23 protein-coding genes are annotated in these 22,844 nt (G+C 38.3%); 11 read left to right on the top strand and 12 right to left on the bottom strand.

Features of this window, described 5'->3' with window-relative positions; genetic code table 11:
* The first annotated feature begins 274 nt into the window (after positions 1 to 274).
* Entirely contained in the window at positions 275 to 1,573 is a 1,299-nt protein-coding gene (locus ASG14_RS19455) for a DEAD/DEAH box helicase (RefSeq protein WP_056872851.1), read from the top strand.
* 82 nt (positions 1,574 to 1,655) lie between these two features.
* On the opposite strand, the gene ASG14_RS19460 is transcribed toward ASG14_RS19455, so the two are convergent.
* The 4 genes from ASG14_RS19460 to ASG14_RS19475 all read right to left on the bottom strand — a co-directional run bounded on the left by ASG14_RS19460 (position 1,656) and on the right by ASG14_RS19475 (position 5,556).
* Positions 1,656 to 2,939 carry an OmpA family protein gene (locus ASG14_RS19460; RefSeq protein ID WP_056872755.1) on the bottom strand — a complete coding sequence of 428 codons (1,284 nt, stop codon included), beginning with the start codon at positions 2,937 to 2,939 and terminating at the stop codon, positions 1,656 to 1,658.
* A gap of 218 nt (positions 2,940 to 3,157) precedes the next feature.
* Positions 3,158 to 3,823 (bottom strand): YdeI family protein, encoded by a 666-nt coding sequence (locus ASG14_RS19465; protein ID WP_056872756.1) that lies wholly within the window; start codon positions 3,821 to 3,823, stop codon positions 3,158 to 3,160.
* An 8-nt stretch (positions 3,824 to 3,831) separates the two neighbouring features.
* Entirely contained in the window at positions 3,832 to 4,362 is a 531-nt protein-coding gene (locus ASG14_RS19470; protein ID WP_056872757.1) for an RNA methyltransferase, read from the bottom strand.
* A 42-nt stretch (positions 4,363 to 4,404) separates the two neighbouring features.
* The gene (locus ASG14_RS19475) at positions 4,405 to 5,556 is read right to left on the bottom strand and encodes a galactokinase (RefSeq protein WP_056872852.1); all 1,152 of its coding nucleotides are present in this window, start codon (positions 5,554 to 5,556) and stop codon (positions 4,405 to 4,407) included.
* A 64-nt stretch (positions 5,557 to 5,620) separates the two neighbouring features.
* Here ASG14_RS19475 and ASG14_RS19480 point away from each other — a divergent pair, with 64 nt between their 5' ends.
* Both ASG14_RS19480 and ASG14_RS19485 read left to right on the top strand, forming a co-directional pair.
* Complete coding sequence (locus ASG14_RS19480; RefSeq protein WP_056872758.1) at positions 5,621 to 6,670, top strand: aldose epimerase family protein; 1,050 nt, start codon at positions 5,621 to 5,623, stop codon at positions 6,668 to 6,670.
* 2 nt (positions 6,671 to 6,672) lie between these two features.
* A complete protein-coding gene (locus tag ASG14_RS19485) occupies positions 6,673 to 7,068 on the top strand; it encodes a DUF1398 domain-containing protein (protein ID WP_056872759.1) in 396 nt (131 codons plus the stop codon).
* A gap of 25 nt (positions 7,069 to 7,093) precedes the next feature.
* Here ASG14_RS19485 and ASG14_RS19490 read toward each other — a convergent pair whose 3' ends face one another.
* Genes ASG14_RS19490 through ribD form a run of 4 tightly spaced genes read right to left on the bottom strand, consistent with a single transcriptional unit; the run spans position 7,094 to position 10,487 of the window.
* Complete coding sequence (locus ASG14_RS19490) at positions 7,094 to 7,954, bottom strand: nucleoside phosphorylase (RefSeq protein ID WP_056872760.1); 861 nt, start codon at positions 7,952 to 7,954, stop codon at positions 7,094 to 7,096.
* A gap of 9 nt (positions 7,955 to 7,963) precedes the next feature.
* Complete coding sequence (locus ASG14_RS19495) at positions 7,964 to 8,578, bottom strand: YigZ family protein (protein WP_056872761.1); 615 nt, start codon at positions 8,576 to 8,578, stop codon at positions 7,964 to 7,966.
* Positions 8,568 to 9,434, bottom strand: coding sequence for a DMT family transporter (locus ASG14_RS19500; protein WP_056872762.1), 867 nt, complete (start codon positions 9,432 to 9,434; stop codon positions 8,568 to 8,570). Before ASG14_RS19500 ends, ASG14_RS19495 begins: the two co-directional genes overlap by 11 nt.
* Positions 9,435 to 10,487 carry a bifunctional diaminohydroxyphosphoribosylaminopyrimidine deaminase/5-amino-6-(5-phosphoribosylamino)uracil reductase RibD gene (gene ribD, locus ASG14_RS19505; RefSeq protein WP_056872763.1) on the bottom strand — a complete coding sequence of 351 codons (1,053 nt, stop codon included), beginning with the start codon at positions 10,485 to 10,487 and terminating at the stop codon, positions 9,435 to 9,437.
* Positions 10,488 to 10,549: 62 nt separating this feature from the next.
* On the opposite strand from ribD, the gene prmC reads away from it, so the two are divergent.
* Entirely contained in the window at positions 10,550 to 11,395 is an 846-nt protein-coding gene (gene prmC, locus ASG14_RS19510; RefSeq protein WP_056872764.1) for a peptide chain release factor N(5)-glutamine methyltransferase, read from the top strand.
* Here the strand turns inward: prmC and xerD are convergent.
* A complete protein-coding gene (xerD, locus tag ASG14_RS19515) occupies positions 11,392 to 12,291 on the bottom strand; it encodes a site-specific tyrosine recombinase XerD (protein WP_056872853.1) in 900 nt (299 codons plus the stop codon). The genes prmC and xerD overlap by 4 nt on opposite strands.
* A 111-nt stretch (positions 12,292 to 12,402) precedes the next feature.
* Between xerD and aroQ the strand changes: the two genes are divergently transcribed.
* Both aroQ and ASG14_RS19525 read left to right on the top strand, forming a co-directional pair.
* A complete protein-coding gene (gene aroQ / locus ASG14_RS19520) occupies positions 12,403 to 12,822 on the top strand; it encodes a type II 3-dehydroquinate dehydratase (RefSeq protein ID WP_056872765.1) in 420 nt (139 codons plus the stop codon).
* A 4-nt stretch (positions 12,823 to 12,826) separates the two neighbouring features.
* On the top strand, positions 12,827 to 13,552 hold the full coding sequence (locus tag ASG14_RS19525; protein ID WP_056872766.1) for a TlpA disulfide reductase family protein: 726 nt from the start codon (positions 12,827 to 12,829) through the stop codon (positions 13,550 to 13,552).
* Here ASG14_RS19525 and ASG14_RS19530 read toward each other — a convergent pair.
* Together ASG14_RS19530 and ASG14_RS19535 are read right to left on the bottom strand one after the other, a co-directional pair.
* Positions 13,549 to 14,559 (bottom strand): glycosyltransferase family 2 protein, encoded by a 1,011-nt coding sequence (locus ASG14_RS19530; protein WP_056872767.1) that lies wholly within the window; start codon positions 14,557 to 14,559, stop codon positions 13,549 to 13,551. The genes ASG14_RS19525 and ASG14_RS19530 overlap by 4 nt on opposite strands.
* Positions 14,560 to 14,565: 6 nt before the next feature.
* Positions 14,566 to 15,438, bottom strand: a complete 873-nt coding sequence (locus ASG14_RS19535) for a lysophospholipid acyltransferase family protein (protein ID WP_056872768.1) — start codon at positions 15,436 to 15,438, stop codon at positions 14,566 to 14,568.
* A 39-nt stretch (positions 15,439 to 15,477) separates the two neighbouring features.
* Here ASG14_RS19535 and ASG14_RS19540 point away from each other — a divergent pair, with 39 nt between their 5' ends.
* From ASG14_RS19540 to mgtE, 3 genes are all read left to right on the top strand, one after another.
* Complete coding sequence (locus ASG14_RS19540) at positions 15,478 to 16,089, top strand: WbqC family protein (RefSeq protein ID WP_056872769.1); 612 nt, start codon at positions 15,478 to 15,480, stop codon at positions 16,087 to 16,089.
* Positions 16,090 to 16,092: 3 nt separating this feature from the next.
* A complete protein-coding gene (gene corA / locus ASG14_RS19545) occupies positions 16,093 to 17,214 on the top strand; it encodes a magnesium/cobalt transporter CorA (RefSeq protein ID WP_056872770.1) in 1,122 nt (373 codons plus the stop codon).
* Positions 17,215 to 17,292: 78 nt separating this feature from the next.
* Positions 17,293 to 18,645 (top strand): magnesium transporter, encoded by a 1,353-nt coding sequence (gene mgtE / locus ASG14_RS19550; protein ID WP_056872771.1) that lies wholly within the window; start codon positions 17,293 to 17,295, stop codon positions 18,643 to 18,645.
* A gap of 55 nt (positions 18,646 to 18,700) precedes the next feature.
* On the opposite strand, the gene ASG14_RS19555 is transcribed toward mgtE, so the two are convergent.
* Positions 18,701 to 19,111: an organic hydroperoxide resistance protein gene (locus ASG14_RS19555; protein WP_056872772.1), complete on the bottom strand. Its 411-nt coding sequence runs from the start codon at positions 19,109 to 19,111 to the stop codon at positions 18,701 to 18,703.
* A 348-nt stretch (positions 19,112 to 19,459) separates the two neighbouring features.
* Between ASG14_RS19555 and ASG14_RS19560 the strand changes: the two genes are divergently transcribed.
* Together ASG14_RS19560 and ASG14_RS19565 are read left to right on the top strand one after the other, a co-directional pair.
* Positions 19,460 to 21,847: a gliding motility-associated C-terminal domain-containing protein gene (locus ASG14_RS19560; protein ID WP_056872773.1), complete on the top strand. Its 2,388-nt coding sequence runs from the start codon at positions 19,460 to 19,462 to the stop codon at positions 21,845 to 21,847.
* On the top strand, positions 21,847 to 22,842 hold the full coding sequence (locus ASG14_RS19565; RefSeq protein WP_056872774.1) for a PorP/SprF family type IX secretion system membrane protein: 996 nt from the start codon (positions 21,847 to 21,849) through the stop codon (positions 22,840 to 22,842). The genes ASG14_RS19560 and ASG14_RS19565 overlap by 1 nt, the downstream gene beginning before the upstream one ends.
* Positions 22,843 to 22,844 lie beyond the last annotated feature (2 nt).

Below are 22,844 nucleotides of genomic sequence, written 5' to 3' on the forward strand. Positions count from 1 at the left end.
ATATATTTATTAATATATAAAGTCTATAGGAATTATAGTATATATTTTAAAAAGTCTGTTAACTGGCTATAATACAGGATTTTAATTTCTTCATACTAATTTTCAATGTGTTGTAAATTAATATTAAACGATAATGATTCATATTAAAGCGTAGAGCGGTTGTGTTGGTTAATTTTTTTCAGGTTTGATTGCTGTCTATCTACATCATCAATTCAATGCCTTAAAAGCTAATTATTTTCAGGATATTTGCATTTTCAAATTAAAAAAGATAGGCGTGTCACTAGATAAATTAAAACTGAGTAAACCACTTGTTGCAGCCATGACGGATGCAGGATTCTTAACTCCAAAGGAAATCCAGCTTAAAACCATGTCTCGAATTTTGGGTGGCCAGGATGTTATAGCAGTAGGGCCAGAGGGAGCAGGGAAAACGACAACTTACGTTTTAGCTACGTTAATGAAGTTGAAATATGCTTTTGAAGAAGCGCCGAGAGCATTAATACTAGTTCCTGATGCCGAACACGTAGACCATGTGTTGGAGCAGTTTAAATTATTGAATCGCAACAGTACGTTCAGAATTTTAGGAATTGATAGCCGGGGAGCTGTGGATACACAAATGAATGAGATTACCGATGGTTGCGATATTATTGTAGCAGTACCGGATAGGGCACGTGCATTATACCTGAAACTTGCGCTGAATACAAATAAAATCCAGTTATTTATTGTAGATAATGCAGAACTTATCGTTAAAAAAGGCTTGCAGTTGCCAGTTGTTGAGTTAGCGAATAGTGCTTACAAATCTCAGCATGTCGTTTTTACGGAGGTTATACATGAGAAACTGAATCATATGATTTCACCTTTTATGAAAGATTCGGCGACGACGATTGAGGTGGATGACATCGGCGAAAAACAAGCAGAGGTTTATCCGCAGATGCTTTATCAGGTACCAAATTTTAGCACTAAGCTAAATCTTTTAACTTTATTGCTAAACGATGCCGAGTTTTTTGATAAGGTCATCGTTTTCGTAAATACAAGGCTCACGGCTCAAACCGTTTATAAAAACTTCAATCATCCAAAAGAAGGCGAAATCAGCATTTATCGTTCTTTATTTTTCGATGATAAAGGTTATGATAATATTGAAGACTTCAAAGCAAACGAAAATGCAAGGGTTCTCATCGTTGCAAACGAAAATTTAGGAGCGCTGGATATTAGCGGTATACCGTTTATTCTTCATTTGGAAGTGCCAGAGCAGAAGGAAACGCTTATTCAGCGTATTGTTAAAAATGGCGATGATGAAGTGGTTGCCATTACATTTTCTACGGACATTGAATTGATTGAGGTGAAGAAAATTGAACAGGCTATCGGACAAAGAATGGACGTAATGGAACTGCCCGAAGATTTGAAAGTTGTTGATGCTGCCGCTAAAGCAAAAAAGAAGAAAAAAGAAGACGAGGAAGATAACGCAGACCGTGGTGCTGCTTTTCACGAAAAGAAGGCCAGTAATTTAAAAAACTACAATTATAGCGCTGGCACGAAAGCCAAAATGACCTATAAAAACAAAAAAGGATTGTCTTAATTAAGCAACCCTCTTTTAGAAATACTATAACGCAAAAAGCCCCGATTAAAATCGGGGCTTTTTGCGTTGTAACTAATTTCGACTAGAATAAAGTGAATTCTACACGACGGTTAGCCTGACGTCCGGATGCACTTTTGTTAGTTGCAATTGGTTGGTCTGGACCGTAACCAGTTGCTTCGATTCTTGATGCATTAGCACCTTGAGAAACCAAATAAGCTTTTACTGATTCTGCTCTGTCTTTAGATAAACGAAGGTTTAATTCTCTACCACCAGTGTTATCAGTGTGGCCAGCTAATTTTAAGCTAAAGTTTTTCTCCATTAATAATGTAGCAACTCTGTTTAAAGTAGCATAAGATTTAGAACGGATAGTTGATTTACCTAAATCGAATTCTAAGTTCGAAATCGCATCTCTAACAACTTTACGGTCAGCTTCAGTAATTACTGTAGTTTCTTTAATTACTTTAGTAGTTGGTGCTGCTAATGGACAACCAGAACCGTCTACAACTGTACCAGATGGTGTTCCAGGGCATTTGTCAAATTTATTTGCAACGCCGTCGTTATCATCATCAGCTAAATCTTTTGCATATTGTTCTCTGTCTCTTGCTGCATTTTGTTCTGCAGTAGATAATGCTCTTCTTAATTCAGCACTTTCTTCTGCACTTTGTTTACGTAAGTCAGCCACTGCGCTGTAGTTTTGCAACTGTGATTCTTCTTTGTTTCCAAGTGCGAATTCTACACCTGCGTGAGCATAAGAGAATCTGCTTTCGTTATATGCACTTTTAACAGTTGGCGAAGATTTGATAAAATTGATGTCGTAACCGAAATCTAAATTAATTCCTTTTGAAACACCTAATTTAAATCCAACACCTGTTGGGATAAACCAGCCTTCTCTTCCTTCGAATACCTGAGTTGTTCCAAGTTGTGAATCTGAAGACATGTAACCAGCACCAGCTTTAACATATGGAATTAATACCGCATTCTGTGTGTTTAAACTGAAATTCGCAATGTTTAAAACTGCAGTTAATGAACCCGACCAAGAGATGCTGTTCTTTTGTTCTAAGTTTCCAAGTGCGTTAGCTGTTTTAAGTTCACCACGTAAAAAATCTGCCTGTAAACCTAAAGCTGGTAAAATTTGTTTTTTGATAAAAGCACCATAACCAATGCTTTTAAATTCTCTCGCATCTACGCTTCCACCACCTAAAAATGTGTTTTGACTAAGTATGCCCCCGTGAGCACCAATGCTCCATGTTCTTAGTGATTGTTTTCCGAATCTGCTTGTTGTCGTTGGCGTTTCCTGCGCAAATAATTGGGATGATAGTCCTAATAAAGCAACCAACATTGTTGATTTTGTAATTCTCGATTTCATGTTTTCTTATTTTGTAATTGTAATCATAAACAGGCTTTTGATAATACTGTTTTGACTCCGCTAAGAAAAAATCTTGCCAATTAAATCATTTAAGACTCAAGTAGCATCAAATCAGAAGCTTACGAATAATAGAAATATTTCAGAAATGTTACTTAAGACATTTGTTTGACAGAAATTTCGTATACTATTGCCTACAGAATTGAAAAAGTAACAAGAATCTAGGCTTTTTGAGATGGATTTTTTTTCTGGTTTGCTAACATTTCCACGGCTTTTTCAATCCTTATCGCTCTAGTTTTCTCTTGCTTGGCAGTCAGAATCCATAAAACATATTCTTTTTTGTTGGAATATGATAAGCTTTCAAAATAATCCAAGGCGCTTTGTTTTTGTAGCAATGCTGAAAGCAAGCGCTCCGGGAGCTTCACAACTTTATGTTCCACATCAATATATTGTGAGAAATCGTTTTGTTTAATGTGGTCATTTCTCTGGCCGGAGGGCTTCATTGCAGAAATAAATTTAAGGCGTAGTGCAGTCCATGTCTCATTTACTGAAGCCGAGGCGCAGAGACTTAAATCGAACTTCGCCAATTCATTCCAGGTTTTCATCAAATCTAAATCAGATGCTATTTTTGACGATTTCTTCGGCGTAAAAATCCAAAAAATTGTTTTATCATTTATCCAAGGTAATTCATTTTGGATTTGCCTTTCGAGCTGAACTTTAGATGTGCTGAAAGCAATTAGTGCATCAAACCGATTTACATCACTAAAAACAAGCTGAATGTTTTGGGGTACTTCATCAAAAATCGAAGCCGAATTTTCGGGGGCATCAATAATTTTAATGATGAATCCTGGCTTTATTTGCAGTTTTTTGAAAAGTAGACTTTCCATTTGAATTTTTAAAGCCTCAGTTTGGAAAAAAAATCCCAAAAAACGATGCCCGCAGAAATGGTAATGTTGAAAGAGTGTTTAGTTCCAAACTGTGGAATTTCAATGCATTCATCAATTTTTGCCATCACTTCGTCGCTAACACCATCCACTTCGTTACCAAAAATCAACGCATACTTTTTGCTTTTATCAGGTGTAAAGTTATTTAGCATGGTGCTATGCTCAGCTTGCTCAATTGCAATAATTTCGTAGCCCAAAGCACGCAGGGCAGTTACAGCGGTCACAGTATCTACATAATGAATCCAATCAACAGATTGTGTAGCACCCAAAGCGGTTTTTTCAATTTCTCTATGCGGAGGCTGGGCGGTTATGCCACAAAGCACTACTTTTTCGAGCGCAAAGCCATCTGCAGTTCTAAAAACAGAACCAACATTATGCATACTCCTAACGTTATCGAGTACAACTACGACCGGTAATTTTTCCTGCGATTTGAATTCTTCAACATCCGGTCGGTTTAACTCATCTAATTTTAATTTTCTCATTTCAAAAACGATTTCTGCCAGCAAGCGAAATCAACATTAATGTTATAATTTAACCGGACCGTTACCGATTTCACTCACATAAATTTCGGCTGGGTAACCAATTTTCCCAACGTAAAAATCAGTAAGATGTTTAGCGAAATCTTCTTCAAAACCTTTTTCTAATAATGCAATGGCGCAACCTCCAAAACCTGCACCAGTCATTCTCGCACCAATAACATGATCATAATCTTTACAAAAATCTACAACGGCATCTAATTCTTTGCCACTAACTTCATAAAGTTCTCGCAAAGACTGGTGTGATGCGTACATCAACCGGCCAAATTCCTGTAACTCGCCAGCATTTAGCGCCTTTGAAGCAAGGTGAACCCGGTCGTTTTCTTTAACAACATGGGTGGCCCTGTCCAGAATTGTTTTATCCTCAATTAAATGACTGTGTAAAGCGAATTTTTCTGCCGTAAGCTCACACAGGTTGTTTAAGTTAATCTCTTCATTAAGAAGCCTTAAAGCCGCTTGGCATTCCTCAACACGTTCATTGTATTTAGAATCGGCCAGCTCACGCGGTTTCTTTGTATTGATAATTGCAAGCACATAATTGCCCAGGTTAACGTCGACCATTTTGTACTTCAGCGATTCGCAGTCTAAAACTATAGCTTTGTCCTTTTCTCCAAAGGCGACAGCAAACTGATCCATAATGCCAGAGTTGAGGCCGATAAATTCATTTTCAACACGTTTTGCAATCTTCACTAGCTCAAGATTATCATAACCAAGATTTAGATAATCATTTATCGCATAAGCGGTTGCAATTTCTATTGACGCAGAAGACGATAAACCCGATCCAATGGGTATGTTTCCAAAATAGAGAAAATCCAAACCTGGAATCTGCTTCCCATCTTTTATAAATTCGTTAATTACACCAATGGGATAATTCGCCCACAAACTGCCATTTTTTTCGTGGCTTCTATTACTTTCGACCTCAGTTTGAGCTTCAAAATTTAAACTCTTAAACCTGAATTTGCTATCTGCATTTGGGGCAATGGCAACCCAGGTTCCTAAAGTTATTGCACACGGCATTACTAAACCGCCGTTGTAATCTATATGTTCGCCGATTAAGTTAACCCGGCCCGGTGTAAAATAAACTGCATCAGGATTCTTACGGTACTGCTCGGCAAATTTTTCCTCAAGTTTAATCTTCATTTGGTTGGAAATATTTAAATAATGGTATGTTTGTTTAGGAAACAAAAGCCCTAAGTTACAATTTATGAGCGTTCAGCAAATACCTACAGGAAAAATTATTAATGGTGAAGAAGTTATTGCTATAGAACTTACCAATAGCAAAGGCACATACATTCAACTGTTTAATTACGGTGCCATAATAAATAAATTTATTGTTAAAAATGCTAAAGGGGAGTTACAGGATATCGTTTTAGGATTTGAGGATGTAACGCAATATCTTGATGAAGAATATCTGATAAACAACCCACATATTGGTGCAGTTATCGGGAGGTATGCCAATCGTATTAAGGATGGAAAATTTAGTATTGATGATGAGCATTATCAGTTAGTTAAAAACACCGGAACGGATTCACTTCACGGCGGAGATATCGGTTTTGATAAGAAGGTTTGGGATATTGTAGAAGTTGGTGATGAAGGTCAGTCTTTTGTAACACTAGAATATGAAAGTGTTGATGGGGAAGAAGGATTTCCTGGTAACCTGATTATTGATTTAACTTTTGAGCTTACTGAAAATGATGAACTCATTTTAACCTACGAAGGCGAAACGGATAAAGCTACGGCTATAAACTTAACCCATCATGGCTATTTCAATTTAGCGCCAAATGGTGGAAACGTTGGTAAACATACACAACAAATATTTGCTTCCGCCTATTTAGAACAAGACGAAAACTATTGCGTAACGGGAAAGGTAATTCCGGTCGAGAATACACCACTCGACTTTACTCAGCCTAAAACATTCGAACAGGACTGGAATCCATCAGAAGGTTATGACCAGACCTTTGTACTGGATAAAATTTATGGCGACTTATCGTTAGCTGCGAAAACTTTTGAGGAGGAAAGCGGTTTAACTTTAAGTATATACACAACAGAGAGCGTTGCACATTTGTACACTTCAAAATATTTGAGGGCAAAAAATGGTAAAGATGGAAAATATTATGGTGCATTCGATGCATTTTGCATAGAGACCCAACACCATCCAAATGCAGTTAACATTTACGAGTTTCCATCTACAATTTTGCGTCCTGATGAGTTATATACACAGACTACAATTTTTAAAATCTCAGTAAATAAATAGTTATGTTCAGCATCGAAGAAATTAAAGCAGCCGAATCCAAAATAAAAAGTGGAGCTGATTTTCCTAAATTTATTGAAGAAATTAAAAAGCTCGGTGTGGTCCGGAACGACGTATATGTTGCTAACGGATTATCGGTTTACTTCGATGAAAGTGATCATCCCGTTCAGGCTACCCCGGATGAATACCCAGAATTAATAATCAATAATGAGGCATCAGCTGAAAAACTTATGCATGCTTTGCAGGTTCACCAAAAGGGGGATTCAGATTACTTTGCCTTTTGCAGGCAAGCCGCTGATGCAGGTGTAGAGAAGTGGGTAACTGATTTAAAGGCAATGACTGGTAGTTACCTGGACACAGCGCAAAATGAACTTTTTCAGGAGAAAATTCCTGAAGTTTAGTGCTGTCTAATGCTAAAAATTTAATTTAAAGTATTTCCAAAACCATTTTAATTGCTTTTTCAACAATTTTATCTGGCTCATTGCTAAATTCGAATTTAACCCTGCTTGCTAAAATCGCATTTACTGAGAGTGCATTGTGACCCAACACCTTTGCCAACGCATATATCCCGGCAGTTTCCATCTCCAGATTGGTAATCTGGTTTTGATTGCTCTTGAAACTACTAATAAGGCTGACAAAATTGGGTATGGCAGTTTTAGCACGAACCTGGCGGCCTTGCGGTGCATAAAAGCCCGGAGCCGTTACGGTAATTCCCTTGGCCATATTTTTTCCTATAGTATTCAATAAGTTGTTGCTTGCCGCTGTTAAGTAGGGATTAATATTTTTAAATTGGGCAAAATGACTTTTGATATCATCCAGCAAAATTCGCTCATCGCCAGACAGCTCGTGTACATAATAGTTCATCAAAGCATCCAAACCTAAGCCGTATGATGAAGCTAAAATTGTCCCCATCGGTATATCTGGCTGTACTGCCCCGGAAGTACCGACACGGATGATATTTAAAGATGTTAGATTTTTCTTCACAGTTCTGGTTGGAAAATCGATATTTACGAGGGCATCGAGTTCATTAAAAACAATATCGATATTGTCGGTTCCAATACCTGTAGAGAGTACCGTTACACGTTTTCTTCCCACAAAACCCGTGTGTGTAATAAACTCACGCTTACCTTTTTTAAGTTCTAAACTATCGAAATGTTTGCTTACTTCGCCAACGCGGTCCGGGTCGCCAACGGTAATTATTGTTTCAGCTACATCTCCGGGAAGTAGGTTCAGGTGGTAAATACTGCCATCTGGATTGATAATTAAATCACTTTCGGCTATTTTCATATTCGGTTATTATGTAGTGCGAAGGTAAGCTAATCTGACTTCTTCGATTTTATCAAACTTAGCTAAAACCTGATTAAGTTGCGCTTTCCGTACTTCAAATTTTATAATGCATTTAATGTCGAAATTTTGCTCCAACACTTCAAGCTGCTCATCTTTCACCAGTTTCATAACATCGTTCATCTGTTGGTAATCGAATTGAATTTCATAAACATCATTTACCGTTCTGGAAACGATTGACGAGGCTTTAAGTGCCTCTAGTGTAGCAGTTTTATAGGCGTTAATTAGACCCGGCACGCCTAGGAGCGTTCCACCGAAATAGCGCACAACTACAACCAAAATATTTGTTAAATCCTCAGATAAGAGACAATTTAGAATGGGCCGGCCAGCAGTGCCTGATGGTTCTCCATCATCATTGATTCTGAAAACTGACCGGTCTGGCGTTAAACGATAAGCGTAGCAAAAATGCCGTGCTTTATTATGTTCTGATCTTAAAACCGCTATAATTGGTTTCACCTCATGTTCAGCACGAATAGGATAAGCATATGCGATGAATTTACTTCCCTTCTCACGGAATATACCTTCTGCAGGCCCTTCAATCGTTCTGTAAGCATCATCAAATAACATAAATCTGGGATAGTGTAATCAAAATAACGGCAGATATTGCCAGTACAATTCCAAAGTAGTTAAGTTTTGATAACCTTTCTTTAAATACTACGATTCCGATAATAGTTCCAACAACGATTACGCCCAGATTCATGGCTGCAAACACCGTAGACGGGTTGGTTGCAAATGCTTTATGTGCTTTTAAGTAAAACAATATATTACCGAAGTTAAATAGTCCTAATATTAAACCGCAAACCACGTTAACGAGCTGCAGCTTTGTTTTCCGGCGGATTACCATTATTATCACTATCACTAAAGACACCAAAAAAGCTAAGCAAAAAACAATAAACAAAGAAGTTGTGTAGGGGAGTTCTTTATGCAACGCAATTTGCTTAAAAAGCACGTCGATTACTCCAAAACCAAAGAAGACAATGATTGGAAAAACCCAATTTTTTGAATTTGACTCACCATCAGTTTTTCTTAGAAACGTTAATACAATGGCGGGGAAGCCGACGGCAAGTCCGATAAATTTTAGCTGATTAAAATCTTCTTTAAAAATGAAATAAGCTGCCAAAATGGGGATAAATAGAGAAAGGCGTTGGGCGATATCGGTTTTAACAATCCCAAGCCTTTTCACCGAAGCCGCGAGAAATAAAAATATCGTAGGCAATAAAACGGCCAGCCCTAAATATATAGGCCAGGGTGAAGCTGCAGTTATTACATTGAGGTCTGGTTTAAAAAAGAGGAAACACAACAGCAATGCAGTTAAATAATTAACGGTAACTGCCTGTATTATATTAATTTGATATCGCTTGGCGAGCTTAAGTAGCACGGCTACGGTTACACTGCAAATAATACTTAAAACAATGTAAATCATTTAGTTTGATAAATTATGATAAAGTGAAAGTTTATCCGTGCCCACTTGTATTTCTTCGGCTAAAGTACCATTTATTACAGGAGAAGCAATTCCTTCGGTCCAGCTATTTTTTGAAGTGAAAATCCTGGCCTCATCCCACAAATTTGCTGTCAAAAACTGATTAATAATATTGGCACCACCTTCAATAATTACGGATTGTATATCCATCAAATACAGTTGAAAAGCAATTTTTTGAGGTAGGTAAAACTGCATATCTTCCATTTGTATATAGTGTACATTTCCTAAAACATCTGTTTTGATGTGATTGAAGATTATTGTTTTTGCTTCATCATTAAAGATATGATTGTTTAAAGGAACCTCAAGATTTTTATCAATAACTAGTCTAACCGGGTTCTTTCCTGGCCACTCTCTTACTGTTAGCTGAGGATTATCCATTATCGCAGTCTGCTTTCCAACTAAAATGGCATCTTCTTCTGTCCGCCATTTATGCGCAAGCCTTTTTGCTAGGCCACCGCTAATCCATTTTTGATGGCCGTCCAGAGTAGCAAAATAGCCATTCGCGGTTTGTGCCCATTTTAAAATAATAAACGGTCTTTGCTTTTGAATTCTGGTAAAAAAGCGCCGGTTAAAATGTTTGCATTCATCATCCAAGATACCACTGCGCACCTCTATGCCCGCATTTTTAAGTTTCTCAATTCCTTTACCGTCAACGCCCGAAAAAGGATCGCGGTTTCCAATAACCACTTTTTTAAGTTGATGTTTTACAAACAAATCTGCGCACGGCGGAGTCTTGCCAAAGTGTGCACAAGGTTCCAGATTTACATAAGCAGTGGCTTTTTTAAGTAAAGATTCGGCTTTTAACCCATAGTTATCGAACACAGACTTTACGGCGTTTGGTTCTGCATGGGCTTCGCCAAATTTCTGGTGATAGCCTTCTCCAATAATCTTGTCATCGGCCACAATTACACAGCCAACCATCGGGTTAGGACTTACATTCCCGATAGCTGAGGCCGCCAATTCTAAACAGCGTTTAATGTAAAATTCATCGCTCATTAGCGCAAAAGTAGTTAAATTATGACAAGTATAGTTGCACCAAATTATTACTTTTGCATTCGATGAACATTAAAGAGCTAGAACAAGAATTTATACAGAATTTAAGTCAATTGTACGGTCCCGATGAAGCTAAATCAATTTTTTACCTCTCCGCTTCGAACATCCTGAAACTAAATTACAGCGAGTTAATTATAAAAAAGGATAAGCCATTATCAGATAATGATTCGGCTTCTGTCTTAAAAATTTTAGCTGACTTAAAAACCAGTAAACCCGTTCAGCAAGTACTAGGCGAAACCCTTTTTTATAACTTAACGTTTAAGGTGAACGAGCATGTTTTAATTCCGAGGCCAGAAACCGAAGAGCTGACCGATTGGATTATTAAAGAGATTCGAGATAAAAAACATTCGCTACTTGACATTGGCACTGGCTCCGGATGCATCCCTGTAAGCATCAAGAAGAATTTGCCTTCTCTTGACGTATCCGCTTTGGACATCTCCGCTGACGCCCTACAAGTGGCTAAGGCTAACGCAATTTTAAACGCTGTAGAAATTAATTTTATAGAAGCCGATATTCTTGCGTTTTCAGATGGCGAGAAGTATGATGTTATTGTGAGCAATCCACCCTACATTCGTAAATCTGAAAAAGGGAATATGCATGAGAATGTTTTGGCACATGAACCTCATTTGGCGTTGTTTGTAGATGACAAAAATCCCTTAATCTTTTACGAGGCTATCGCGGAGTTTGCGACTAAAAATTTAAATCCTGATGGCTATTTATTTTTCGAAATCAACGAGAATTTATGGTCCGAAACACTTCAGGTACTAATAGATAAAAGGTTTAAAAACATTGAGTTGAGAAAAGACATGCAGGGAAAGGATAGGATGATTATGGCTAGAACGAATCCCTAAGACCGGGGATGAAACTGAGTTACAACCTCTCGCAGATAGTCGCGGTCCAGGTGTGTATAAATTTCAGTTGTAGTAATACTCGAGTGTCCTAGCATTTCCTGAACAGCCCGCAAATCTGCACCGCCTTCTATCAAGTGTGTTGCAAAGGAGTGGCGCAGGGTATGTGGACTAATGGTTTTATGGATTCCAGACTGAACTGCCAGGCTTTTAATCAAATTAAAAATTGTGATCCTTGACAGTTTGGCCCCAAAACGATTTAGAAAAATAAAATCCTCGTTTCCTTTTTTTATTTTTACATGTACCCTGATTTGATGTAAGTAAATATCTAAAAGCTTCAAAGCAACGCTACCAATCGGAATAATACGTTCTTTATTCCCTTTCCCAATCACTTTAATAAACTCTATTTGTGGATAGAGGTTCGAAATTTTTAGTTCTGTTAACTCTGTAACACGTAAGCCACAGCCATACAAAACCTCTATAATGGCCTTATTTCGCATCCCTTCGGGTTTTGATGCGTCAATCGAATCAATTAGACTGTTTATTTCGTTAATATTAAGCGTATTCGGAAGTTTCCTAACGAGTTTTGGTGCTTCCGTGAGCGCCATAGGATCTACAACGATAATTTCCTCGAGCATTAAATAAGAGAAGAAAGCCTTTAACCCTGAGATAATTCTGGCCTGGGTGCTTCCCAACATGCCGAGGTTGTTTAGCCAACTTATAAATGCTTTAATGTCAGTCGCCGAAATTTCACTTACATTAGGTGCTGCATCAATAGATTTAAAATATTGACTCAGTTTATCAATATCATTAAGATATGCCTGGACGGAGTTCCCGGAAAGTGAGCGTTCCAACTTTAAATAAGCCTTAAATCCTTTTGTATATGATGGCCAAAGCATGTTTTTAATTAATTTTTTTTTATAACATTGCAACGTTACAAATTTAACGCTACAAGACATCAAGGTTCTAAGGATTTTTTGGACCCGGCGTAGTAGCAAAACCAATTAACGATGAGAATTCAAATAATAAACGGACCAAACCTAAATCTTCTGGGTGTTCGAGAACCTTCAATTTATGGAAACACGAGCATTGAAGATTATATTGCAGAACTGAAAGAAATTTACAGCATTGTTGACATCGACTATTTTCAGAGCAATATTGAGGGAGAATTAATTAATAAGCTTCATGAAGTGGGATTTAGTTATGATGGCATAATTTTGAATGCAGGCGGCTACACACATACATCAGTTGCTATTGCAGATGCAATTGCCGCAATAAAAACGCCGGTAGTGGAAGTGCATATTTCGAATATTTACGCCCGCGAAGAATACAGGCATGTTTCTTTAACAGGGAAAAACTGCCAGGGGGTTTTAACGGGATTCGGCATGAATGGCTACAGATTAGCCTTGGAAAGTTTACTGATAAAATAACAAAATGATAAAGGCATCACTCTCAATTATACTCCTGATGATTTCATTGATTGCAGGAGCACAAACTGTTAACAATCAGAGCAAGAAGCGGGTATTAAATGAACAGTCTGTAGTGCGAGGCGAAAATGGGCAGGTTTACCCGGCAAGCATTTGGAAAAAACTGGTACAGACAGGAAAATATGCAATTAAATCACGAAATACGAGCACTGAAACTGGTCAGCCTGAATGGGTTGTTTATGAATTAACTGCTGAACATGCAAAGGCAATTTTGGAGAAAATGGCTAAACCGAGGCAAAGTGCCTCCTTTGTTGCAGGTGAAAAATTTCAGGGCTTCAGAACTTCAGACATCAATGGAAATAAGTTTGACCTTAGAAACACCGTTGGAAAAGTTATCGTTCTAAATTTTTGGTTCATCAATTGTCCGCCCTGCAAAAGCGAAATTCCCGACCTAAATAAGCTGACTGAAACGTATAAAGATAAAGACGTTATTTTCCTGGCCGTAGCGCTCGACCCAAAATACGACTTGAAAGAATTCTTAAAAACAAATCCATTTAGTTACAATATTATTGATAGCGGGCGCTTTATTGCAGATAAATATGGCGTAAAAGGCTATCCAACTCATGTTGTTATCGATAAAATGGGCATAATAAAATTTAGCACCTTGGGACTAGCGCCAAACACGATTGCCTGGATCCAAAAATCTATCGATGAATCGCTGGCTGTGAATTAAAGATCGGAGAAGAATTTTATTTTCCTGATAAAAAATGCCCAGACCACACTTTTTTTGTAAACTCCGGTATGTTCATTGTATGGCTTTTGAAACAGCTTCCTCTTTGTTGCGGTTCTGGCTATATCTTTAACAAAATGCCAGTGACCTTTAGTTACGGCAAGCGTAAATTTTGGCTTACCTGAAAGCAGGAAATGCCACCAGGCGATAAAATCAATACACATTCTTATAGCAATCCTGAAAACTGCATCGCCAACCGGGAGGTTTTTCTGCATAATTATCAGGTTGTTTCTGAAGTTAAGGTAGGTTTTAAAAGGATTTTCGGTTTGAAGTGTGCCACCACCAACATGAAATACCTCTGCAGTAGGACAAAAAACCACCTTATAATTCAGGTTTTTTAATCTCCAGCACAGGTCTATCTCCTCCATGTGCGCAAAAAGGTCGGCATCTAATCCGCCGGTTTCCTTCCAATACCTGCTTTTTATAAAAAATGCAGCACCACTTGCCCAAAAAATTTCTTTCACTTCATTGTACTGTCCGCGGTCTTGCTCATAAACGTTAAACAATCGCCCGCGGCAAAAAGGGAAGGCATAAATATCTAAAAAACCGCCTGCGGCACCAGCATATTCAAATTGGTCCTTATCCAGTTGCCACTTAATTTTTGGTTGAGCCGCAGCAATTTTATCATCGCTTTCCATTAACTCAATCACCGGACTAATCCAATTCGGCGTTACCTCAACGTCTGAGTTTAGCAGCACAAAGTAATCAGCATTTACGCGTTCTAAAATCTTATTGTAGCCACCCGCAAAGCCCAGGTTTTTTTCATTTTTTAAAATTGTAACCGTGGGGAAGTTTGTTTCGATAAACGCTAAAGAATCATCTGTAGAGCCATTATCGCCGACAACAATTTGGAGGTTGTCATATTCAGACTTCAAAACTCCGGGCAAAAACTGTTCGAGAAAAGATTTTCCGTTCCAATTTAAAATTACAACCGCTACTGATGGGTTCATTTATATTTATTCAGGTTTAAATTTCCAGCGTTTGTGGCTCCAAAGCCAATACTGTGGTTTCTCTTTAATTATATCTTCTAAAAAACGAAAGTGCAAATTAGTTATTTCTCCATCAACTGTGCTTGCCGGATTTAAGCACATTGGCAAAACTTCTACGTTGTAGTAACCCATTTTAACGGGCGTTACTTTAAAATAATAAATTGGCCTGTTAGTAGATTTGGCGATTTTTTCTACCCCCAGCAAAGCTGCTGTTGGCTGGTTTAAGAAATTAAGAAAATACTTACTTTCTTCCCTTACCGGCGATTGGTCGCTGGCAAAGCACAATAAACTAGGCTCATTTTTATACGTGGCCATACAGCGCAAAGTCTGCCTCATGGCCACAAAAACATTCCCGAACCTGGTACGCATTTTATTAAACCAGTTTTCGAAAATCTTATTATTTATCGGCTTGAAAATTACAATCGTTTTTGCCGATATGTTTAAGCCCAGGGCCAACGTGCCTAATTCCCAGTTACCATAATGGCCGGTACATGCAAGCACGCTGGCGCCGTTTTCAAAATGGGCTTCCAGTTGCTCCAAACCAGAAAATTTTACCCGCTTTAAAACAGTAGTTTTTGATATTGTTGTTAATTCTATGATTTCGAAAATTAATTCGGCAAGAAACTTGAAGTACTGTTTTTGGATACGAATGATTTCGGCTGCAGATTTTTCGGGAAACGAATTACTTAGGTTTGCGCTGACAACTTTTTTTCGGTAACGGATTACGTAATAAAGAAGATAATATAGTAATCTTGCAAAAACATACAACACCGGAAGGGGTAGTAGCGATATCAGGCATAAAAAAAACACGCCCACGTGCGCAATCCCTCTTTTAATCATTAATTTTAAAACGTTTGAACTACAAACATATATTTTCAAATGCAAAATACTGCTATACTTCCATTATTTTATCTTCCTCCTGTTAGCTACTTTACTAAATTACAGCAACTTAATCCTGGTTTTTTATTAGAAAAATACGAGCATTTTCCTAAACAAACCTATCGAAACAGGGCGAGCATATATTCGCCAAACGGGAAATTAGACATTACCGTCCCGGTTGTTAGAGGTTCTAAAATGCGTACCGCAATGAAAGATGTTAAAATAAGCTACGATTTTAACTGGCAGCGCCTGCACTGGATGAGCCTTGAAAGTTGTTACCGAAGCTCCGCATATTTTGAATTTTACGAAGATGAATTATTGCCATTTTACACGAAAAAATTTGAGTTTCTTTTCGATTATAATCTTGAGCTTCTGCAATGGCTAACGAAAAAACTAAAACTTAATGTAGAATACAAATTCACCAGCGAGTATTTAGATGAGTTACCATCATCAATGAACTATCGGGAGATGATGAGTCCGAAGAAAAGTGACGATCTTGTAAACAATAAGCCATATTATCAGGTTTTTGAAGATAAACATCAATTTTTACCTAATTTGAGTATCGTAGATTTACTATTTAATCAAGGCCCGCAAGCCCGGTTATATCTTTAAACAATGGCTAAAAACAAACCTCGTAACCGTCATAAACATTATAAAGTGCCTGAACCTGGCACCAGTCCGGGTTTATATTCGATTGACGAGAACGCCTTGCAACCAAAAATCACATTTCATACCTATAACGAGAAGAGTTATAAAAAGGAGGAAATCGACAACATCAATAACATCGATAAACTCACTGAAAATGCTGATTTTTTTTATTGGTTTGACATTAAAGGTTTGGCAGACCCGGCAATATTCGAAACGTTATACTCCAAATTAAATGTAAGCAGGCTTGTGCTTGAAGACATAACGAGCTCCTATCAGCGACCAAAATTAGACGAGTATGATAATGACAAATACGTGTTCGCAGTTAGCCGCCATCTATATTTAAATGACGATAAACAATTATGCAACGAGCAGATATCTTTTATCCTGACCTCAAAATTTTTAATTTCCTTTCAGGAAAATTATGAAGATTGTTTTAATCCGGTAAGGAAGCGCTTGGAAATTGGTAAAGGCAATATAAGAATTGGCGGCCCGAGTTACCTTATGTATGCCATAATGGATGTTATTGTGGATAACTACTTTACACTATTAAATCACTGGGGCGAGGAATTGGATTCTATTGAAGACCGTTTGTTCGACAACCCTGATAAAAGGATAATGTACGATACCCAGGCCATAAAACGCTCGCTAATTACAATAAGAAAGGTTGCTTGGCCAGAGCGGGATAAACTTAACGACATTTTGAGAAGTGATAGTGATTTAATTAACAGTGTTACCAAGACCTATATTAAAGATGCTTATGATCACTGCATTCAAATTATCGATTTTATCGAATCATTAAAGGAGATAGCTTCGGCCAACATTGATATGAATCTTTCCATCATCAGTAACCGAATGAATGAGATAATGAAGGTGCTCACCATCATTTCATCAATTTTTATTCCTTTAACCTTCATAGCCGGAATTTACGGTATGAACTTTAGCAGGGAAGACCCTGTAACCGGCAAGGTTTTGCCCGCCAATATGCCCGAACTGTACGCTCCACATGGTTACATTTATACCTGGATTGTAATGGGCGTAATCGCGGTTATTCAGGTTATTTACTTTTGGCGACGAGGCTGGTTCAAATAACAGATCCAACGGAAGTCAAAAAAGAAAATTTAATATTAAAATCGCTTTAGATTTGCTATTTTAGAAGCTTTCAGCAACATGCAATCATCATTCGAAATAGATAAAAGCGACGTACTAAAGGTTAAAAATGCGATTTTAGCCGGAGATGAGACTTTAAAAATAGTTTTAGCGGATTACCATGCCTCAGAAATCGCGATTTTATTCGAACGGTTAGATAAAACCGAGCAGCAGCACATCATTAATTTACTGCCTGCAGAACTTGCGTCAGAAATTATTTCTGAGATGGATGAAGAATCTCATCCTGAGGACCTGCTGTTTCAGCTCCATCCAGATAAACGTACAGAAATTGTTGAAGAGCTTGATTACGATGATGCCACAGATATCATCTCCCAACTAGAAGATCACGAACAGAAAGAGATTCTGAACGAGCTGAATGAGGAAGATGCGTCGAATATCAGGAATCTGTTAACCTACGACGAGAAAACGGCAGGTGGCTTGATGAATACCGATCTAATTTGCGTTAACATCAACCTTACCAAAAAAGATGCGATCGATGAAATCATCCGCCAGAGCGAAGAGATGGAAGAATTTTATACCATCTATGTAGTTGACGATGCTGAAATTTTTAAAGGAATTGTTTCTCTAAAAGATATTATTAAAGCCAGGCATAATGCACAAATTACCGAGCTGGTAAAGGTTGATGCTGTTTATGTACACCCAAACACCGACCAGGAGGAAGTTGCCAGCCTGATTTCACAATATAACCTAACGAGTATACCGGTAATTGATGAGCATCAAAAATTACTCGGCAGGGTAACTTTCGATGATGTAATTGATGTGATGCAGGCAGAAAGCACGGAAGATATCTTGAAAATTTCCGGTGTATCAGAAGATGAAGAATTAAGCGGTAACTGGGTTGAAGCTGTTAAATCACGTTTGCCCTGGTTAATTATTAATTTGGGAACAGCGTTTTTAGCCTCATCGGTTGTTCGTTATTTCGACCCAACTATTAAATTGATTCCTTCTTTAGCTGCCTACATGACGATTATTGCAGGAATGGGAGGAAATGCCGCTACACAAGCGCTGGCCGTAACCGTTAGGCGGATTTCGCTTTACGATTTGACCGATAAGCAAGCTTACCGAACGGTTTTGAAAGAGTTTACTGTCGGGCTGATTAATGGCGCCGCCAACGGACTTATTGTGTTTATTTTTGCCTTCTTATTTGATGGAAACCCGATGCTTGGTCTGGTAATTTTTCTGGCAATGACAGGAAATCTCGTCATTGCTGGTATAACCGGTGCAGGTATCCCTTTAATTTTAAAGAGGGTAGGTATCGACCCGGCAATTGCTTCATCAATTATAATTACCACCTTTACTGATGTTTTTGGCTTTCTTTTAATCCTAGGTTTAGCAAGCAAACTGTTACTTTAAAGTGATTTTAAGCGCATAAAAAAAGCGACCTAAGTCGCTCTTTTTTTTTAACAGTTTAAACTGCTGTTATTCTTACTTCAATATTTCCTCGTGTAGCCTTAGAATATGGACATGCCTTGTGCGCCTTCTCTGCAAGCGTTTGTGCTTCTTCATGCGAAATACCAGGAATGTGAACATCTAAGTCTGCCGATAAAACATATGCATTTCCATCTTTATTAAAAGACACCAACACATTTACATTTGCTTCGCTCACGTCTACGCCTTCGCGTTCTGCGATTGAACCTAATGCACCCAAATAGCACGGGCCCCATGCGGCTGCAAATAATTGTTCTGGATTTGTAGCACCACCTTGTCCGCCCAACTCTTTAGGTTTTCTAACTTCAAAATCTAACTGGCCATCGCCGGATTTAATGTGTCCGTCTCGGCCTCCGGTAGCTGTAACTTCAGCTGTATATAGCTTTTCCATAATTATTTTATTGAGTATAGGTAACAAGAATAAGCCCTCATTGTTTCATTTGCTCACTCCAGGCAAGTATAGCAAGCTTAAAAGGAAAGCAATTTCGTGTAAAAAATCCCTCTGCGAAATTTTGACTTAGACAACTTCAAATCAACTCAATCATTATTAAGATACTGATAAAGAATAAATTACGATAAAATTTTGTTAAAACCAAGAAGAGCTCAGCCACAACCTATGGCTCTTTGTGTAATAATTAGCCAGGCTCATAGTGAAACGGCGGTTTAAGTATGAGAAAATAATATTTTTGCACCGAACTGTTTAAAATCGCTCCCTAAATTGGTCAAAAAAATTCTCTCAATGTTATTTATAGTCTTGTTGGCTATAACATCGAAATCATTCGCTCAGCTCTGTCCGGAAAATATCGGTTTTGAAAATGGAAGTTTCAAAAACTGGAAGATTTACACAGGCACAATCTCAACATCGGGCGTTAGCATAAACGAAGTGGCAAACGCCACGTTAGGCCGGCATACGCTCCAAAACGACAGGGTTGCACTCGATGCTTACGGAAAATTCCCAATCGTACCAAAGAATGCTGGAAATTATACGGTAAAACTGGGGAATAACGGAACCGGTGCGCAGGCAGAGGGTATTTCATATCTAATAAATGTTCCGGCCAACAGACCAGAATTTACCTTAACCTATCAATACGCGGTAGTTTTCGAAGATCCGAACCACAGCGTGTCAGAGCAACCAAGGTTTTTAGCACGGGTGAAAGACCTTGAAACGGGTAAATACATTCCATGTGCTTCATTTGAATATATCGCAACATCGACCCTGCCGGGTTTTAAAAAATCGCTTAGCGGTTCGGGTACTGTAATTTACAAAGAGTGGACACCTGTTACAATAAACTTATCGGGTTATCAGGGAAAGCAACTCTTAATTGAATTTGTAACTGGCGATTGCACATTAGGCGGGCATTTTGGTTACGCATATGTTGATGTTAATAATTTATGCGGCGATCTTATTGTTGGGAACACTTATTGTAAAAGTTCCGATGAACTAAATGTTTCCGGCCCAAGTGGGTTTCAAACCTACAACTGGTATAATGGAGATAGAACAATAAAGTATGGAACAGGAGTGGGTGTTAAGATTAAACCAACGCCGCCCGATGGAACCAAAATTGTTTTGGATTTAATTCCATTTCCTGGATTTGGTTGCCCGAGCACCCTTACAGCTATGGTGCAGAGCGTGGATTACAACCTGCAACTTTTACCAAAAAATACGGTTTGTCAGGGTACTAAAGTAGATTTAACATCTGATGACTACGTATTGAATCGGAATGCAGCTTTCAGTTATTTCGCTTTTGCGGATAAGGATTTGACGATTCCAATTTCTGGCCCGGTTGTAATCAACTCAAATAATACCTATTACATTAAGGCCACAAACTATAAGGGTTGTGAAAGCGTTGCGAGCGTGGACATATCAATTTTTGAGGTTGCGAATATTACGGCCAAAAATCCGGCACAGGTATGCTATACTGAAACAGTAGACATTACGAATGAAGACCTTTATGTGGGCGATTTGACTGATATTACAAGAACTTACTTTACCGATATTGCTGCAACTAAAGCATTAGCAAACCCAACGAGGGTAAATGTAAGCGGCAGATACTATACAAAAGTGAGTAACAACCTTGGCTGCAGCAAAGTCTTGCCGATTGATGTGGTTGTTAACCTTAAACCTGTGTTGAAGATTACAAATCCGGCGGGTGTATGCTTTCCCGCTACCGTAAATATCGCCTCACCAAATGTTTTCGCAGGTAGCGATGCTGATTTAAAGTATGCATACTTTTACGACGCAGCATTAACACAACCGATAAGCGATCCGGAGAAAATTGATAAATCGGGCACCTATTACATAAAGGCAACGAATGCGCTAGGTTGTGTAGTGAATGAAAAAATTTCCGTTTTAATTTACGAATTGCCGGTTCTGCTCGTTAAAGATCCAGCGCCGGTTTGTTATCCATCTACCGTTGACGTTACGGATCCTTCACTTTATACGGGAACAACAGCAGGCGTAACATATACTTTTTTCAGCGATGCTGATTTAAAGACAAAAGTTTTGCAGCCGGGCCAGATTGGTATAAGTGGAACTTATTATGTAAAAGTTACGAATGCGAACGGCTGTTTTGTTTCAGAAAAGATTCAGGTTAAAATTAATCCGTTACCAATAATTGTTTTAAACAAACCAAAACCAATTTTTGATTACGACTACATCGACTTAACTGCTGAGCCGATTGTTAAAGGCAGTAAGGGCTACGTAAAAGCATTTTATTTTACAGACGCCGCACTTACCAAACCCGTTGCCGACCCAACAAAAGTGAATAAAGGCGGCATTTATTACATCACTTTAGAGAGCGATAAAGGTTGTTCTATAACAGCTTCGCTCGAGATAAGCATTCTTCCCGCACCGAAAATTATCGTTCCAACAGCTTTTACACCACAAAAATTAAACAACAATTATCTATATCCATTTTTTACCAGCATTGCCCAGTTAACCAGCTTTAAAATTTTTAACAAGTGGGGCATACTTGTTTATGAAACCAACACAATGACTGCGCCAGGGTGGGATGGCCAGTTTAAGACCAAAATGCAACCTATGGAAACGTTCTCATGGTTTGCCGAGGGTATCGATGTTTTGGGTGGCAAATTCCAGTCGAAAGGTAAAACCATATTGATATTGTAATGAAGAATATTGTAACTGCCTTGTTTTTAATTCTTTGTGGTGAAATCTGTGTTGCACAAGACCCGAAATTTTCCCAGTATTTTGCTGCACCTTTAACATTAAACCCTGCCTATACCGGCTTTTTCGATGGCGAGTACCGGGTTGCATTAAACACCAGGCAGCAGTGGGGGAACCTTGGCGATCCTTATAATACCTATAGTGTATCAGGTGATATCAAGTTGATTCAGGATGAGAATTTCACAAACAGCGTATTTAGTATCGGCTTGAGTGGTCTGTTTGATGAGTCTTTCAACAAGGCCTTAAAATCTCAGTACATAAGTGCCAGTGCATCGTATTATCAATATCTGGATGTTAATCACCGTTTCAAGTTCGGTTTGGCGCCTCAATTATCTTATGTTTCCAGGTTTCTTGATTATAATAAACTAACCTTCGCCTCTCAATACAATGGCATTGGCTTTGATACTTCGCTGCCTAATTACCTCGATTTGCAAAATGATAAGCTTTCGTATTTTGACCTAAGCGTTGGCGCTAATTTCTCGGCAACTTTTGAGCAAATGAGCATTGCCGTTGGCTATGCGCAATACCATTTAACCAGACCTGTAGAAACATTGCTTGGTACTAATAAGGATGCACTGTCTTCCAGAAAGACTATAAACTTTGGCATGGTATACCTAGTAAACAATTATGTCGATTTAAATTTCACAGGTGTTTATAATATTCAGGGTGTAAATACTGATAAGCTTACCGGAGTTGTTTTAGGTTTCAAACCTAATGACCAAACAAAAATTAAACTCGATGCTGGTTTATGGTACAAATTTAATGAGTCGTCATATTATCCCTACTTAGGGCTAACAATGGGGCGTGTTACCGCCGGAATGAATTATACGGTTTATGGCAATAAGGTATTAAGCGCTACACCTCGTACATACGAAATTTCGCTCATTTACCGCCACAACAATTTCAAGGGGTTTAAAGTTCCGTGCCCTAAATTTTAAGT

The organism is Pedobacter sp. Leaf194 (assembly GCF_001423945.1).
In the GTDB taxonomy this organism is placed as follows: domain Bacteria; phylum Bacteroidota; class Bacteroidia; order Sphingobacteriales; family Sphingobacteriaceae; genus Pedobacter.

Excerpts from the sequence above, each read along its gene's own strand:
- ASG14_RS19495 (WP_056872761.1), bottom strand. The coding sequence starts at position 8,578 with ATGTTATTTGATGATGCTTACAGAACGATTGAAGGGCCTGCAGAAGGT.
- ASG14_RS19555 (WP_056872772.1), bottom strand. The coding sequence starts at position 19,111 with ATGGAAAAGCTATATACAGCTGAAGTTACAGCTACCGGAGGCCGAGAC.
- prmC (WP_056872764.1), top strand. The coding sequence starts at position 10,550 with ATGAACATTAAAGAGCTAGAACAAGAATTTATACAGAATTTAAGTCAA.
- ASG14_RS19540 (WP_056872769.1), top strand. The coding sequence starts at position 15,478 with ATGCAAAATACTGCTATACTTCCATTATTTTATCTTCCTCCTGTTAGC.
- ASG14_RS19535 (WP_056872768.1), bottom strand. The coding sequence starts at position 15,438 with ATGATTAAAAGAGGGATTGCGCACGTGGGCGTGTTTTTTTTATGCCTG.
- ASG14_RS19475 (WP_056872852.1), bottom strand. The coding sequence starts at position 5,556 with ATGAAGATTAAACTTGAGGAAAAATTTGCCGAGCAGTACCGTAAGAAT.
- ASG14_RS19565 (WP_056872774.1), top strand. The coding sequence starts at position 21,847 with ATGAAGAATATTGTAACTGCCTTGTTTTTAATTCTTTGTGGTGAAATC.
- ASG14_RS19490 (WP_056872760.1), bottom strand. The coding sequence starts at position 7,954 with ATGAAAATAGCCGAAAGTGATTTAATTATCAATCCAGATGGCAGTATT.
- corA (WP_056872770.1), top strand. The coding sequence starts at position 16,093 with ATGGCTAAAAACAAACCTCGTAACCGTCATAAACATTATAAAGTGCCT.
- mgtE (WP_056872771.1), top strand. The coding sequence starts at position 17,293 with ATGCAATCATCATTCGAAATAGATAAAAGCGACGTACTAAAGGTTAAA.
- ASG14_RS19530 (WP_056872767.1), bottom strand. The coding sequence starts at position 14,559 with ATGAACCCATCAGTAGCGGTTGTAATTTTAAATTGGAACGGAAAATCT.
- ASG14_RS19460 (WP_056872755.1), bottom strand. The coding sequence starts at position 2,939 with ATGAAATCGAGAATTACAAAATCAACAATGTTGGTTGCTTTATTAGGA.
- ASG14_RS19560 (WP_056872773.1), top strand. The coding sequence starts at position 19,460 with ATGTTATTTATAGTCTTGTTGGCTATAACATCGAAATCATTCGCTCAG.
- ASG14_RS19500 (WP_056872762.1), bottom strand. The coding sequence starts at position 9,434 with ATGATTTACATTGTTTTAAGTATTATTTGCAGTGTAACCGTAGCCGTG.
- ribD (WP_056872763.1), bottom strand. The coding sequence starts at position 10,487 with ATGAGCGATGAATTTTACATTAAACGCTGTTTAGAATTGGCGGCCTCA.
- ASG14_RS19480 (WP_056872758.1), top strand. The coding sequence starts at position 5,621 with ATGAGCGTTCAGCAAATACCTACAGGAAAAATTATTAATGGTGAAGAA.
- ASG14_RS19525 (WP_056872766.1), top strand. The coding sequence starts at position 12,827 with ATGATAAAGGCATCACTCTCAATTATACTCCTGATGATTTCATTGATT.
- ASG14_RS19470 (WP_056872757.1), bottom strand. The coding sequence starts at position 4,362 with ATGAGAAAATTAAAATTAGATGAGTTAAACCGACCGGATGTTGAAGAA.
- ASG14_RS19485 (WP_056872759.1), top strand. The coding sequence starts at position 6,673 with ATGTTCAGCATCGAAGAAATTAAAGCAGCCGAATCCAAAATAAAAAGT.
- xerD (WP_056872853.1), bottom strand. The coding sequence starts at position 12,291 with ATGCTTTGGCCATCATATACAAAAGGATTTAAGGCTTATTTAAAGTTG.
- aroQ (WP_056872765.1), top strand. The coding sequence starts at position 12,403 with ATGAGAATTCAAATAATAAACGGACCAAACCTAAATCTTCTGGGTGTT.
- ASG14_RS19465 (WP_056872756.1), bottom strand. The coding sequence starts at position 3,823 with ATGGAAAGTCTACTTTTCAAAAAACTGCAAATAAAGCCAGGATTCATC.